Annotated in this window: 16 protein-coding genes; 7 read left to right on the top strand and 9 right to left on the bottom strand. The window is 41.3% G+C overall.

Features of this window, described 5'->3' with window-relative positions:
• The first annotated feature begins 239 nt into the window (after window positions 1-239).
• The 3 genes from ACEZ3G_RS16925 to trhA are packed head-to-tail and all read left to right on the top strand — an operon-like array spanning window position 240 to window position 3582.
• The gene (locus tag ACEZ3G_RS16925; RefSeq protein ID WP_432426712.1) at window positions 240-1556 is read left to right on the top strand and encodes a hypothetical protein; all 1317 of its coding nucleotides are present in this window, start codon (window positions 240-242) and stop codon (window positions 1554-1556) included.
• Between the two features lie 35 nt (window positions 1557-1591).
• Complete coding sequence (locus tag ACEZ3G_RS16920) at window positions 1592-2929, top strand: amidohydrolase family protein (protein ID WP_432426711.1); 1338 nt, start codon at window positions 1592-1594, stop codon at window positions 2927-2929.
• Window positions 2930-2931: 2 nt separating this feature from the next.
• Window positions 2932-3582: a PAQR family membrane homeostasis protein TrhA gene (trhA, locus tag ACEZ3G_RS16915; protein ID WP_432426710.1), complete on the top strand. Its 651-nt coding sequence runs from the start codon at window positions 2932-2934 to the stop codon at window positions 3580-3582.
• 13 nt (window positions 3583-3595) lie between these two features.
• Here the strand turns inward: trhA and ACEZ3G_RS16910 are convergent, their stop codons facing one another.
• Window positions 3596-4267, bottom strand: coding sequence for a ZIP family metal transporter (locus ACEZ3G_RS16910; RefSeq protein ID WP_432426709.1), 672 nt, complete (start codon window positions 4265-4267; stop codon window positions 3596-3598).
• 87 nt (window positions 4268-4354) lie between these two features.
• Between ACEZ3G_RS16910 and ACEZ3G_RS16905 the strand changes: the two genes are divergently transcribed.
• Entirely contained in the window at window positions 4355-5518 is a 1164-nt protein-coding gene (locus tag ACEZ3G_RS16905) for a THUMP domain-containing class I SAM-dependent RNA methyltransferase (protein ID WP_432426708.1), read from the top strand.
• Between the two features lie 88 nt (window positions 5519-5606).
• Here ACEZ3G_RS16905 and ACEZ3G_RS16900 read toward each other — a convergent pair whose 3' ends face one another.
• Genes ACEZ3G_RS16900 through rlmD form a run of 3 tightly spaced genes read right to left on the bottom strand, consistent with a single transcriptional unit; the run spans window position 5607 to window position 8266 of the window.
• A complete protein-coding gene (locus tag ACEZ3G_RS16900; RefSeq protein ID WP_432426707.1) occupies window positions 5607-6365 on the bottom strand; it encodes a DUF6048 family protein in 759 nt (252 codons plus the stop codon).
• Window positions 6346-6852: a DUF6452 family protein gene (locus tag ACEZ3G_RS16895; RefSeq protein ID WP_432426706.1), complete on the bottom strand. Its 507-nt coding sequence runs from the start codon at window positions 6850-6852 to the stop codon at window positions 6346-6348. The genes ACEZ3G_RS16900 and ACEZ3G_RS16895 overlap by 20 nt, the downstream gene beginning before the upstream one ends.
• Before the next feature lie 4 nt (window positions 6853-6856).
• Window positions 6857-8266 carry a 23S rRNA (uracil(1939)-C(5))-methyltransferase RlmD gene (rlmD, locus tag ACEZ3G_RS16890; protein WP_432426705.1) on the bottom strand — a complete coding sequence of 470 codons (1410 nt, stop codon included), beginning with the start codon at window positions 8264-8266 and terminating at the stop codon, window positions 6857-6859.
• Window positions 8267-8483: 217 nt separating this feature from the next.
• On the opposite strand from rlmD, the gene rocD reads away from it, so the two are divergent.
• Complete coding sequence (gene rocD / locus ACEZ3G_RS16885) at window positions 8484-9725, top strand: ornithine--oxo-acid transaminase (RefSeq protein WP_432426704.1); 1242 nt, start codon at window positions 8484-8486, stop codon at window positions 9723-9725.
• A gap of 51 nt (window positions 9726-9776) precedes the next feature.
• Here rocD and ACEZ3G_RS16880 read toward each other — a convergent pair whose 3' ends face one another.
• The 3 genes from ACEZ3G_RS16880 to ACEZ3G_RS16870 are packed head-to-tail and all read right to left on the bottom strand — an operon-like array spanning window position 9777 to window position 10733.
• A complete protein-coding gene (locus ACEZ3G_RS16880) occupies window positions 9777-10085 on the bottom strand; it encodes a CCC motif membrane protein (protein WP_432426703.1) in 309 nt (102 codons plus the stop codon).
• A gap of 1 nt (window position 10086) precedes the next feature.
• A complete protein-coding gene (locus ACEZ3G_RS16875) occupies window positions 10087-10416 on the bottom strand; it encodes a CCC motif membrane protein (RefSeq protein ID WP_432426702.1) in 330 nt (109 codons plus the stop codon).
• Window positions 10417-10427: 11 nt separating this feature from the next.
• Window positions 10428-10733 carry a DUF2752 domain-containing protein gene (locus ACEZ3G_RS16870; RefSeq protein WP_432426701.1) on the bottom strand — a complete coding sequence of 102 codons (306 nt, stop codon included), beginning with the start codon at window positions 10731-10733 and terminating at the stop codon, window positions 10428-10430.
• A 57-nt stretch (window positions 10734-10790) separates the two neighbouring features.
• Between ACEZ3G_RS16870 and ACEZ3G_RS16865 the strand changes: the two genes are divergently transcribed.
• Window positions 10791-11339, top strand: coding sequence for a Smr/MutS family protein (locus tag ACEZ3G_RS16865; RefSeq protein ID WP_432426700.1), 549 nt, complete (start codon window positions 10791-10793; stop codon window positions 11337-11339).
• Window positions 11340-11341: 2 nt separating this feature from the next.
• Here ACEZ3G_RS16865 and ACEZ3G_RS16860 read toward each other — a convergent pair whose 3' ends face one another.
• The gene (locus ACEZ3G_RS16860) at window positions 11342-11845 is read right to left on the bottom strand and encodes a hypothetical protein (protein WP_432426699.1); all 504 of its coding nucleotides are present in this window, start codon (window positions 11843-11845) and stop codon (window positions 11342-11344) included.
• Between the two features lie 105 nt (window positions 11846-11950).
• On the opposite strand from ACEZ3G_RS16860, the gene ACEZ3G_RS16855 reads away from it, so the two are divergent.
• Window positions 11951-13099 (top strand): cysteine desulfurase family protein, encoded by a 1149-nt coding sequence (locus tag ACEZ3G_RS16855; protein WP_432426698.1) that lies wholly within the window; start codon window positions 11951-11953, stop codon window positions 13097-13099.
• Here the strand turns inward: ACEZ3G_RS16855 and ACEZ3G_RS16850 are convergent.
• Window positions 13096-13758 (bottom strand): hypothetical protein, encoded by a 663-nt coding sequence (locus ACEZ3G_RS16850; RefSeq protein WP_432426697.1) that lies wholly within the window; start codon window positions 13756-13758, stop codon window positions 13096-13098. The genes ACEZ3G_RS16855 and ACEZ3G_RS16850 overlap by 4 nt on opposite strands.
• Between the last annotated feature and the right edge of the window lie 38 nt (window positions 13759-13796).

Below are 13796 nucleotides of genomic sequence, written 5' to 3'. Positions count from 1 at the left end.
CCCGTCAGCGCCGATGGTACTGCCACACCAGGTGGGAGAGTAGGTCGCCGCCTTCCTCGAAGCCCCTTACATAACTGTAAGGGGCTTTTTTGTTTTCTTTTCCTCCGATGTTTAGGGAGGCAATTGCTAAAGAATAATCTTTCGGCTTCTTCAAATGTAAATTGTCGTGTCCCTTGGTTGCCAACTGTCTTCAAAAAAAATTTTTCGATTATATTTATGAAAACCAAATCAAGCTAAATATGAGCAATGATCCCAAAGATGATAAATTCAAAAAATGGCTTGATATTCTCCAACAAGAAAGTTGGCAGCTGGAACTGATTATATCCGGCTTTGCCATCTATGGGCTCTTCATGATAATCGATCCAATTGAAGCTGCCAACCTAGAGGCCCAGAATGACCAAAATATATATAAAACCTTCTTGGCACAAGGTCTAAAGGTTTCTTGGTATATCTTGACGATTAATCTAATTGCACACGTAATATTAAGGGGTTTATGGATTGGGGCCATCGGATTACGATATGTATCGGGAGATATTGAATATAATGCGCTTAAGTATAGCCCCAAATTCAAAAAACATTTATTGAAAAGGGTTGGTTCTTTTGATAATTATGTCGCGACTCTTGAAAAGTACTGCAGTATTATTTTTGCGGTAACATTCTTATTGGTCTTTTATTTGTTGGGATTATTGGCGATATCATTCGTATTTACGCTTTTTGGCCTTTGGCTTGATCACGATAATACCCCTGATTGGGTTCGTTATTGGGTAATAATTCCACTTATAGTTTTGATGGGAATTGGCTGCATATTGACCTTCATTGATTTTGTAACCCAAGGATGGTTGAAAAAAAAGAAGTGGACAACCATCTTTTACTACCCGACCTATTCTGTATTCAAGTATTTGACCTTTTCATTTCTTTACAGGCCAATGGTTTATAATTTCTTGGACACTAAATTTGGTAGACGTTTAAGTCTTTTGATAGTGCCCTTGTATTTGGGGATTACCGTATTGGCAAATACAGGGTTCAGTACTTCCAATTATTTGAATAAGGAAATGAATTCGAACTCATATACGGCAAACCCGGACAATTTTGATGATTTGATTAAAAAAAATGCTTCTTTTGCCGATAGGGCATCAATACCTTCAAAAGTAATTCGCTCAACATTTTTAAATGTTTTCGTCGTTTACGGTCGTAGCGTTGAAGATGACGTCTTTTATTTTAATAAAGAACTAAGGCCCGAGGAGGACCATCGCGGCATTTATTCAACATTTTCGTCAGGAACAGTGGATTGGTCAAAGCGAAGCGATTTATTGGACGACTATTTGGCAACAATCAAAGACATGTATACCATTAGGGTCGATAGCACTGCTTTCAAGCCTGATTTTGTCTTGACTCAAAATTCTAGGAAACAATTGGGTTTTGAAACCTTTTTAGATATGACGAATATAGCGAGAGGTAAACATGTGCTTAAAGTTCAACGCAAAGACCATCGACGTGACAGTGTTTACCTTCGAACAATTATTACCATCCCATTTTGGTATTTTCCCGATCAATAGAAATTGTCTGACTGTTTCATCAAAAAACGTTTAGTATGAAAGGATATTTATTGGTATTGTTCATGTTTTTATCAATAGCGGAGATTGTTTCCCAAGAAAACGAGATCAAAGCCCTTGTGGGTGGAACATTAATAGACGGTTATGGGTCTGACCCCATAAAGAACAGCGTTGTTATCATAGAAGGTGAAAAAATCAAGGAGGTCGGGACTATGGACAATACCCAGATTCCGGAAAATGCAGAAGTAATTTCCACGGAAGGAATGACGGTTCTTCCAGGACTGTGGGATATGCATGTACATACCATGATAAACGGGCACGCCGACTATACCTATTGGGACAAAACCTATCCGCCTCTTTTCAAGGATGTCATTATGCCAGCATCGGCCCATCAACTTTTGATGGCAGGTGTTACCAGCGCACGCGATTTGGGAGGTCCATTGGAAGAAAGTATTGCCGTCAGGGATGCAATCAACAATGGGGAAATACCTGGGACAACTTTGTATGTATCGGGTCCTTTCATACAAAAGAAACCCTATCCCGGAACAGAAGATTTCCGCTGGGGGGTCAATGGGGCCGAAGATGGTAGAAAGAAAATCAGAAAGTTGGCCGATGCCGGGGTCGACTGCATCAAGATCGTTGACCAAGATCAAATGACCATAGAAGAATTTAAGGCGGTCGTCGATGAGGCGCATAAAAATGGTTTGAAAGTCGTCGCCCACAGCCATCGCCCAGAGGAAATCCGTACAGGTTTAGAGGTAAGTGTTGACTGTTTTGAACATACGGGGCTTTCTTCCGCCCCAAGATATCCTGACGATGTAATTGAGATGATCAAGGAACGCACGGCAGATATGAGCCAAGGTCCGCTTTTTTGGTGCCCAACCGTTGAAGGGCTGTATAATTATGAATATGTGCGTGATAATCGAGAAAAGCTTGACAATACTTCCTGGCATCTTGGGTTGCCCGATAGCGTTATTACCGACATCAAGAATAGTATTGCGCATCCTGATAGACTTCCATATTTTCAATTGACACCTTCCAGAAAACCGACTTTGGAAACCAAAATCAAACAACTTTTGGACGCAGGCGTTGTTTTGATGATCGGTACCGACAGCGGTATTCCGATGAAATTTCACAGTCAATCAACTTGGAACGAATTGGATGTTTGGGTCAATGAATTTGGCATAGACCCAATGTACGCCATCAGGGGAGCGACCTATTGGCCCGCTCTCTGGATGGGGGTGGCCGATGAAGTCGGTACCGTTACCCCTGGAAAGTACGCCGATATCATAGCCGTTGATGGTGATGTACTACGTTATATCAGTTTACTGCAGGATGTCGATATGGTAATTAAACACGGTAAACGCTATAAATAATCTTGAGTTCTAAACTCGGCATCAAAAAACAATTCCTGCAACGAAGAGAGGAAAAATTGAACAGTGCCTCGCATGGTTTGGGGGCATTCTTTGCCGTAGTCGGAATGTTTGCTTTATTGTCCAAAAATTCAGAAAAAACCAACTTTGCGACTTTTGGTGTTTTAGTGTACAGCTTCACTTTGATCACGATGTTCTTTGTGTCCAGTGCTTATCACGCCACCAAAAACCCGAAAACAAAGCGGGTATTACGAATAGTCGACCATATCAACATCTACTTTTTGATCGCTGGTACGTACACGCCCGTCGCCTTGATTACCTTATATTACGGCAATGGATGGACTATATTCTACATTGTGTGGTCAATTGCCATTGCAGGAACATTTTTTAAGCTGTTCTATACCGGAAAATTGGAGTTCGTATCGCTATTGTTATACGTGGCAATGGGTTGGTTGATTGTTCTTGATTTTGATAACCTTATGAATTATACTTCCTACCGGGGCATTTGGCTATTGTTCTTAGGCGGTATTTTTTATACCTTGGGTATATTCTTTTATGCCTTTCAGCGTATTCAATACAATCATTTCATTTGGCATCTTTTTGTTTTGGCCGGCGCCCTGTGCCATTGGCTATTTATCTATTGCGAAGTGGTCTGAAACCTCCTAATGGTCATAGTAAATAGGCAATACCGATTCCCAGAACGATTGCTACCAACTTTCTGAGATTGAATGTATGTCCTTCTGAACTTTCAAAAAGTATTACCGTCGAAATATGGAGAAATACACCGATCACCAAAGCCGTGACTTGTATATGATAGTCCATGACAAATGAAAAATTAGTGGCAAAATAATTGCCCAAAGGTGTCATTATAGCAAATAATACAATGAAGAACACGGCTTTTTGCAATGTAATCTTAGAGTTTAAAAGAAAGATGCTCAAGATAATCGAAATCGGTATTTTGTGGATAAGAATACCATATAGAATAGTACCATGTTCCTCTATAGGAAGCCCTTCCAACAATGAATGCAATGAAAGACTGAAAAACAATAACCAAGGAAAATCGGATTTATCGCTATCGAGGTGAACGTGACCATGTTCGGCACCCTTCGAGAAGAATTCCAAGATTATCTGTAGCAGAATACCCGACATTATGAAAAATCCGATAGTTTTCGAATTAGATTCATGGTAAACTGAAGGAAAGAGCTCAAATAGGGTCAAGGCCAATAAGAATGCTCCACTGAATGCCAATAAAAGTTTAAAGTTTTCCTTGCTTTTAGGCTTTGCAAAATAAACGAAACCGAAACTAAGCAGTACGGCAAGCGTAAGAAGTAGATAGGTCATTGGCTATGAAATCTTTTTACCTTGAATCTTAGATTCGTTCAAGAGGCCTAAAAATACTGTATTTTTGTCACCCGGTTAATTAACGCGATGAACAATAATTTTAAAATGGTGGCGAAGACACTCTTCGGTTTTGAAGAAGTGCTGGCAAATGAACTTCGTAACCTTGGGGCCGGTAATGTCATAGTAGGTGTACGCAACGTTGCTTTCGAGGGTGACACGGGTTTTATGTACAAAGCCAATCTCTGTCTTCGCACGGCCGTTAAGATAATCAAGCCGATCCACTCTTTTTCGGTTCACAATGAAAACGAACTCTATAAAAGAATATATGCCTTTGATTGGACGGATTACCTTTCTGTCGACACCACTTTTTCGATAGATGCGACCGTTAATTCCGATAACTTTTCGCATTCGCTGTATGTTTCACAAAAGGTAAAGGATGCGATTGTCGACAAGTTTAGGGATACGCAAGGAAAACGACCGAACGTCGATGTGAAGTTTCCCGATGTACGTATCAACATCCATATTCAAAAGAATCATTGTAATGTTTCCTTGGATAGCTCAGGAAGGTCTTTGCACCATCGAGGCTATCGCATAGCGACCAACATCGCCCCTATAAATGAGGTATTGGCAGCTGGACTTTTGTTGTTAAGCGGTTGGGATGGCCAATGTGATTTTTTGGATCCCATGTGCGGCAGTGGCACCTTGCTCACCGAAGCGGCAATGATCGCATGCAATATTCCAGCGAACATCAACCGCAAGGAATTTGCCTTTGAGAAATGGAACGATTTTGATGAACCGCTTTTTGAAAAGATCGTTGAAAGTAGTTTGAAAAAAGCACGGGAATTCAGATATAAAATTGTCGGTTACGACAAAGCTCCATCCGCGGTTCGCAAGGCCAAAGAAAATATCGAAAACGCGAACCTTTCCGATTATATAACCATCGAGCGTAAGAATTTCTTTGATACTTCAAAATTTACGGAAGGACCGTTGCATATGGTTTTCAATCCTCCGTATGGAGAACGTTTGAATCTTGATATGGAAGATTTCTATGCTTCGATAGGTGACACTTTAAAACAACGATACCCGGGAACCAATGCCTGGTTCATTACCTCTAATCTTGAAGCCCTTAAATTTGTAGGTTTGAAGCCCTCTAGAAAAATAAAGGTTTTCAATAGCCATCTTGAATCACGGTTGGTAAAATATGTAATGTACGAGGGAAGTAAAAAGGCCAAATATCAAAAAAAGGTGTAGATTCTTCCATATTTAATACTTCGTAAAGAACCAGGGCTTTAAGTAAACGGATTCTTTGCAGTACCTAGGGCCTAAATCAATACCCATTTTATTCTTCGGTGTTTTCCCCAGGTTCTATTTTAGGTTTTTTTGCCTTTTTGTAAAGGGGAATAAAGTATGTCAAGGAATAGTTGTATCCCACCCCGAATCGACTGCCGTCCGTAACTTTGTTAAACCCGGGGATGAACAGGTCAGGAAAGGTTCCTTCCTTATCGGGGTCGGTGAACAAAAAGCCAAGTCTGACACTGCCACCCATATAAATGTTCGCGAACAATTCTACTTTTGTGCCGACAACGAATTCGAGCCATGAAGCATTTCTGCCCTTAAATTCTTGGGCAACATCAGAACCCGGGGCAAAACTATCGGGATGCCAATAGCGGTTCGAGCCAAAAATCTGATAATTGTTCAATGTTTGGCCATAGGTGCTAAAGGCATAACGCCCGCCGATAAAAATAGAGTTCTGTTCGCCATACCAGTTCGCATAGGTGTTGTAGTCGACTCCTAATTTTAAGTAACTGCCCGAAGTCGTGAAATTATAAAGATCTTCTTGTTTCGTTTTTTTTTCAGTGCCTAATTCGGCCGCTGCATACAACTTTTGAGTCAATCGGTAATCGCCCGCAAATTCGAGTCCGGTGTAGTTATCCTGTAAAAATGAAACCAATGGCCGACTAAGGTCTATTCCGACCCGAAGTCCATATTTTTGTTCATAGACCACGGTATCCATTGGGCTGGTGTCAATAGGTTTACTTTGTGAAAAACCAGTGAAAACAACAAAAAATATAAGTATGTTAGTGGTATATCTTAACATGTGCCGAAGCTGAATTTGCCACTACCGTAGTGTCGATTACTATTTGTTTTATCCAATTGTCGGCATCCGTTTCCAAGTTATGTGCCAAATCTTCGAAGGTCACGGTATAGCCACAAGCACGTGATCTAAAATCCTTTTTTGTGGTGTATGTTAAAGTAAGATTGTCAATATTTCCGGTTTCCACATCATTTTCGTCATCGGCCGAGTTCGCGATAAGGTTAAAGGCGGAATTGGTATCATCGACTTTCAAGGGTATTGCGATGCTGTCCAAGGCCGATCGATCGGCAAAGGTATTCACGGGAGTACCATTTCCTACTCCCAAAACCCGGAGAGCGGGTACCGACTTGAACTCCGTTTGATTCTCGAAATCATAAAAACGAATGACCAAAAAAGGCGTATCGGCATCTACACAGATATCGTCTTTTTCACAGGCCAAGAATATAGGGCCGATCAGTAAGAAAAAAAATACGAACTTGATTATGCGCATGGTATTACAACTTCTCCAAAAGTACGACATTTTCAACGTGATAGGTTTGGGGAAACATATCCACGGGCTGCACTTTAACAATAGAATAACGATTTTTCATCATTTCAAGATCTCTTGCTTGGGTCGCACTATTACAACTCACATAAACTATTTTTTTAGGTGCGATATTGAGCAATTGTTGTACCACCTCTTTGTGCATTCCGTCCCTTGGGGGGTCGGTGATAACAATGTCGGGCTTGCCATTCTCGTTTACAAAATCCTCGTTTAATACGGTTTTCATATCACCGACGTAAAAATGAACATTATTGATATTGTTTTGAATGGCATTTGCCTTGGCATCTTCAATAGCCTCCAGAACCGACTCGATACCGATTACCTTTTTCGCTTTTTTGGCAATAAATTGTGCAATGGTCCCGGTACCGGTGTATAGGTCATAGACCAGTTCATTTCCTGTGAGTCCCGCAAGTTCACGGGTCACCTTGTAGAGTTCATAGGCCTGCTCTGAATTGGTCTGATAGAAAGACTTGGCGTTTATCTTGAACCGCAGGCCCTCCATTTCCTCAAAAATGTGGTCACGACCAGCGTGGCAAACGATCTCTTGGTCATAAATCGTATCGTTCTGTTTTCGGTTTATGACAAACAAGAGCGAGGTAATCTCTGGAAATGACTTTGCCAAATGGTCTAGAAGTAAATTTCTTTTCGAGCCAACATCTTCGAAAAACTGTATCAATACCATGATTTCCCCTGTTGAGGAAGTACGTATCATCATGGTGCGGAGCATACCGTTTTGGTTTCTGGGGTTGAAGAACGAAATATCGTTTTGGATCGCAAATTCTTTGGTCGCCAATCGTATGGCATTTGATGGATCCTCTTGCAGATGGCATTTTTCAATGTCCAAAATCTTGTCCCACATTCCAGGAATATGGAAACCTAGAGCGTTCTTGTTTTTTATTTCCTTACCTGATTGAATTTCTTCCAAAGTCAACCAACGGCTATCCGAAAAAGAAAACTCCATTTTATTGCGATAGAAATATCGTTTTTGCGAACCGATGATGGGACTTATTTCGGGAAGGTCTAAGTGTCCTATGCGCCTAAGGTTGTTTTCCACTTCTTTTTGCTTGTAGAAGAGTTGGTGCTCATAACCCATGGCTTGCCATTTGCATCCACCACAAACACCAAAATGTTTGCACTCAGGTGATACCCGCTTGTCGGAAAGTGTATGGAACGTAATCGCTTCGCCTTCAAAATAGGCTTTTCTTTTTTTTGTCGTCTGTACATCGACCACATCGCCGGGTACGGCGTTGGTCAAAAAAACAACCCTGCCATCAGGGGCTTTGCCAATGGTCTTTCCCTTGGCTCCGGCATCGACGATTTCAACATTCTCGAAAATCTGCCTTCTTTTTTGTTTTCGCATGGCGCAAAAATAGGGTGTTTTTTAGTAAGACCTATAGCTTCTAAACCATCATCGTATTTTTTCGTATTCCTTCGAAGTTTTTTATTATCCTGTAGATAATTTGTAATTTAGCGGCTCTACAAAGGATGATTTCTCTCCTACGCTGAATTTTCGAATCTTCGAAAGGAAAAAGGTATAGAAGGAATTACTGAAGTTTTATTTAAAGTAATTTATAATCATGTCAGTTTTAGAACGAATGACTTCTGAAGATGCGATTGCATTGGAAGATAGGTATGGGGCGCACAATTACCATCCCCTGCCGGTAGTATTGCAAAAGGGCGAAGGTGTTTTCGTTTGGGATGTCGAGGGGAAAAAGTATTATGATTTTCTCTCAGCTTATTCGGCCATTAACCAAGGGCATTGTCACCCAAAAATCATTGGGGCGTTGATTGAACAGGCCCAGAGGCTGACCTTGACCTCAAGGGCGTTTCACAATGATTTATTGGGCCGGTACGAAAAGTACGCTGCCGAGACGTTCGGTTTTGACAAACTCCTGCCTATGAATACCGGCGCCGAAGCCGTTGAAACGGCCTTGAAAATTTGTCGTAAATGGGCCTATGAGAAAAAAGGAATCGATGAGAACGAGGCACAGATCATCGTATGCGAGAATAATTTTCATGGTCGTACGACCACGATCATATCGTTTTCAAATGACCCGGTTGCGCGCAAAAATTTTGGTCCCTTCACCAAAGGTTTCGTCAAAATAGAATATGATAATCTTGGGGCATTGAAAGACGCCTTGGAAAACAATGCTAACGTTGGTGGTTTTTTGGTCGAGCCCATTCAAGGCGAAGCCGGGGTTTATGTTCCCTCAGAGGGTTACCTGAGGGCTGCGAAAGAATTGTGTGAAAAGCATAATGTATTGTTCATTGCCGATGAAGTTCAAACCGGTATCGCCAGAACCGGGCGTATGCTGGCCGTTGACCATGAAAACATACGCCCCGATATTTTAATTTTGGGCAAAGCCTTGTCAGGAGGGGTTTTTCCCGTATCGGCAGTTTTGGCGAACGATGAAGTAATGGGTGTTATCCGCCCTGGAAATCATGGCAGTACTTTCGGAGGCAATCCGATTGCCTGTGCTGTGGCCATGGCCGCTCTTGAGGTCGTGAAAGAAGAAGGTTTGGCAGAAAATGCGAAAGAGCTCGGAGAAATTTTCAGGAAAGAAATGGGCAAATTTATTGAAGGTTGTGAAATCGTCAAGTCGATTCGGGGGAAAGGACTGCTCAATGCGATTTTGATCAATGATACCGAAGATAGTTCGACGGCATGGGATATATGCATGGCTCTAAAGGAAAATGGATTGTTGGCCAAGCCAACACACGGAAACATCATTAGATTTGCACCGCCCTTGGTAATGAACGAATCGCAATTGATGGATTGTATATCCATTATTACGAAAACGCTTGCCAGATTCAGCTAATAAAAAAAATCCCCGACAATCAGTCGGGGATTTTTCTTTTTGCCGCTTAACTTAATCAATATTGAACTCTCCTGAAGTTATCAATGCGATGATTACCCCAAAATAGATAATGCCCAAGACCAACATGATTATCGAAATGGCCAGACCAATATAAGAAAGTGTCTTTCCGGTTTTCGCATTCTCGTACCCGGTATAGCCGTCAGGATTTTGTTGGTACAATTTTTCGGCACTTTTGGCATTGCTCAGCCCGATTATGCTAAAGATTGCTGCAAAGGGCCCACAGCAGAATATCGAGGTCACTATCGAGACTATGCCCATAGTCAAGGCCGTACCGGCCCCGGGTAGTTGTTGTTGGTCCATATTACTGATTTTGCCATTGTTCACTCATTTCCATCGCTTTTTCTATATAAGCATCCCAACCTCCCATCTGTTGAATATTGTAAATGGTCATTACCAAATAGAGAATGCCTATTGCAAGAACTATCCAAGCTATGATCTTCGCCGTTTTCAGTTGGCTAAAATTGGAGTAGCCTTCAGGATCGAGCTTGTATTTGTTTTCGTCATTCCTTAAAAGAAACAATGCAATGCCCCCCAAAAGTATCGCCGGAATACCAGCAATACAGCAACAAATAAATCCGAGAATGGACAGTACAATGGCAATAGTGATGTTAGGTAATTTCTGTTGTTCCATAAAAAGTTTAGTTAGATGAATTTCAAAACATAGTTGATCAAAATCGTGGCCACGCTCAGTATCATTAACGAACTAATGACTTGGTTCCCATATTTGAAGGTAAAGAATTTGTTCATAGCCAAAAATGCAAATAACAACATTATCGGATAAATGGCCGGGTACATTTTGAATGCCATAAGAAAATCTCCCTTCGAAAGAAAAAGTATTGCACGCTGCAATCCACAGCCAGGACAATCAAACCCCAATATTTGTTTGCTAAAGCATGGCAGCATGTACTCTTCCAGACGCAGGTAAGAGGCGATCAATGTTATTTTCATTCATGCACTTTTATGCTGTACAAATTACCATTAATTTTAAAGAATCAAAACATTATCATGTCTGTTTTTAAAGTGGGTGATAGGGTCGAAGGTGTTGATGAAGCCATTAAAGGTGTGGTTAGGTCGGTTGTGGCCGATATGGTCACCATTGAAAGTGAAGATGGGTTTTTGCTTCAATTCCCCGAACGTGAACTAATGGCGGTGCCGAAATATGATAAACTGCGAGTGACCGATTATGAGGTGGCAAAGGTCAAAAGTGAGAAACGGGCCGATCGACCTAAAAAAGTCATTGCCGTAAAGCCAAAAGAGCGAAATGCCCCGAAAATGGAAGTTGACCTACACATTGATCAACTCGTGAAATCTTCAAAAGGAATGACGAACCATGAAATGGTCGACCTACAATTGGAGACTGCAAAAAGACAGCTTGATTTTGCCATTCGCAAGCGCATTCAAAAAGTGGTGTTCATTCATGGTGTAGGAGAAGGTGTTTTACGTGAAGAACTCCATTATCTTTTTCGCAGGTACCAAAATCTAAAGTATTACGATGCAGAATATCGTAAGTACGGCACGGGCGCAACCGAAGTATACATTTATCAAAACTCCTGAATTCATTGCGCGACTGAAGTGGTAACGGTACCGAAATTACTTATGGTAAGATCGGTTATACGCGAATTATCCGATGTTTTAAGTGAAATACCCTGTAATTCTATTTTATGCGAAAAGGTTACGGTGTCAATGGCCGTGGTCGTGATGATCACTTCACCTCCTGTTGCCTCTATTTCATCGAGTACCGTGGGTTCTATCGGTGGTATGGCATCACAGAAATAGTTTTTGGAGACTTTGTCCGAAAAAAGGCGATAAACTACCTTTGATTGTGAAGGAATAGCACTTACAATACCGACGGTGTCATTCTTCAACGCAGAGGCGGGCAGGGTAAGAATAAGGGTCTCGTCATCATTAATCTTGAACAGCACATTCTCTTTGTCCGCTTCAATGGCATCACAATTATTGATCGTGGCAATACTGTCAAAATCGAGAGTCTCTATCTGCAGGTTGCCGTCATCACAAGAAAGAAGCGCAAACAAAATACCGCAAAAAATATATTTACCCATGGTTCAAAAGTAAGCGATCTAGACTATAAGTTTGTCGGTTTTTAGGGATAAATTTACTTAAGATCCCCTATTTTTGAACCTTTATAAACCGAAGACAGAAGTTAAATGCAAAAGATATATCTTGACAACGCTGCGACCACCCAGGTCAGGGAAAATGTAATTGTCAAAATGCAGGATGCCTTGGCAAATTTTTATGGAAACCCTTCCTCGACGCATAGTTACGGCAGGTCGGCCAGAACGGCGATCGAAAGCGCAAGAAAAACAATAGCCAAAGAGCTCAATGCCCAAGCTTCTGAAATAATTTTTACATCGGGCGGTACCGAGGCCGACAATATGATACTCAGATGCGCGGTACGCGATCTCGGCGTTAAAACCATAATAACGACCAAAATTGAACATCATGCGGTTCTGCATACTGTCGAGGACTTGGCAAAGGAAGGTGGTATCGACTTACACTATGTCGATCTTGATGTCTATGGAAACCCTAAAATAGATCATCTCGAAAAACTTTTGAAGCAAGACGATTCCAAAAAATTGGTCAGTCTCATGCATGTCAATAATGAAATTGGCAATATGATTGATATTGACGCTTTTTGTAATCTCAGCAAAGAGAATGGTGCACTTTTTCATTCCGATACGGTGCAATCGATCGGGCATTATAAGTGGGATGTTCAGAAAACATCCGCCGATTTTCTAACGGCCGCGGCACATAAATTTCATGGACCGAAAGGGATAGGTTTTGCGTTCATTAGAAAAAATTCGGGTATGGGTTGTATGATTTCGGGTGGATCTCAAGAAAGGGGCTATCGCGCAGGTACCGAAGCGTTTCATAATATCGTTGGCCTTGAAGAAGCATTTGTCGCCGCCTATGAGCACCTTGATGCCGAGATCGAATATGTATCGGATCTGAAAAAATATTTTATCGAAGGGATAGAAAGGGAAATTCCCGATGCAAAGTTCAACGGTCTTTCAGGTGATTTGGACAAGAGCACCTATACCTTGACCAATTTATGCTTGCCGGTAAGCAAGGAAAAAGCGTTGATGTTGTTGTTTCATCTGGATATTAAAGGAATCGCATGCTCAAAAGGCAGTGCCTGCCAGTCGGGAAGTGATGCGGGGTCGCACGTACTATCTGAAATACTTTCTGAAGAAGACCTTAAAAAACCTTCGTTAAGATTCTCGTTTTCGGTATATAACACAAAAGAAGAGCTCGACTATACGATAAATACCTTAAAGGAATTTGTCGCAGGCTAATCCTTGCCTTTTTTTCTGTTTCTTTTCCTTTCACGTTCGTACGGAAATTTGCGCGTTGCCAATCTCATCATGCGGTCGATAAGGTCAACAGTGTTTTTGCCCGACTTTTTGTTGATTTCCTTTTCGTATTTCCAAAGTAACTTTCCGGTAACCGCATCGCTTATCTTTATGCCGATGCGCCCGTAGTTGGCATCTCCCGAAAAATAATCCATAAAACTGAAATCTGTCGAAACCCCTTTTGACAATAAGATGTTGAGATGTAGATTGCCGCTAATGATTCCGTCCACCCCCAAAATTTCGCTCAATTGTTTTACCGTGTATACATCGATGTTTTCATAAGAGATATTGTTTTGGGCAAGAATGGCATTGGTATTATCTACATTCTGGAACTCTACCGAGAATTTCTTCTTTTTTTTACGTTTAGAAAAATAGGTTTCCAGGGCATCTTGGACCGCCAGCCCTTCTTTCTCTTTTAGGGTCTTTAGCTCATCTTCGGCGATTTCATCCTTTAGGTCAAGATGGGTCAAAAATGGAAGTATGGCCAAGGTTTCATGTTCGGCACTAAGGTCATCAAATTTGGCACTTTCATAAATATTTTTTTGGGCAGTTGCCGCGTTGATTGCCAAAAAACAAAATATTGTAAGAATAGATCGTTGCATATCAAATCATCTTCATTGAAATTCACCTAATTAGTATG

Origin of the sequence: Meishania litoralis (assembly GCF_042611095.1) — a bacterium.
Taxonomy (GTDB): Bacteria; Bacteroidota; Bacteroidia; order Flavobacteriales; family Flavobacteriaceae; genus Meishania; species Meishania litoralis.
The sequence above is the reverse complement of the archived record's forward strand: the minus strand, read 5'-3'. Positions and strand labels throughout refer to the sequence as shown.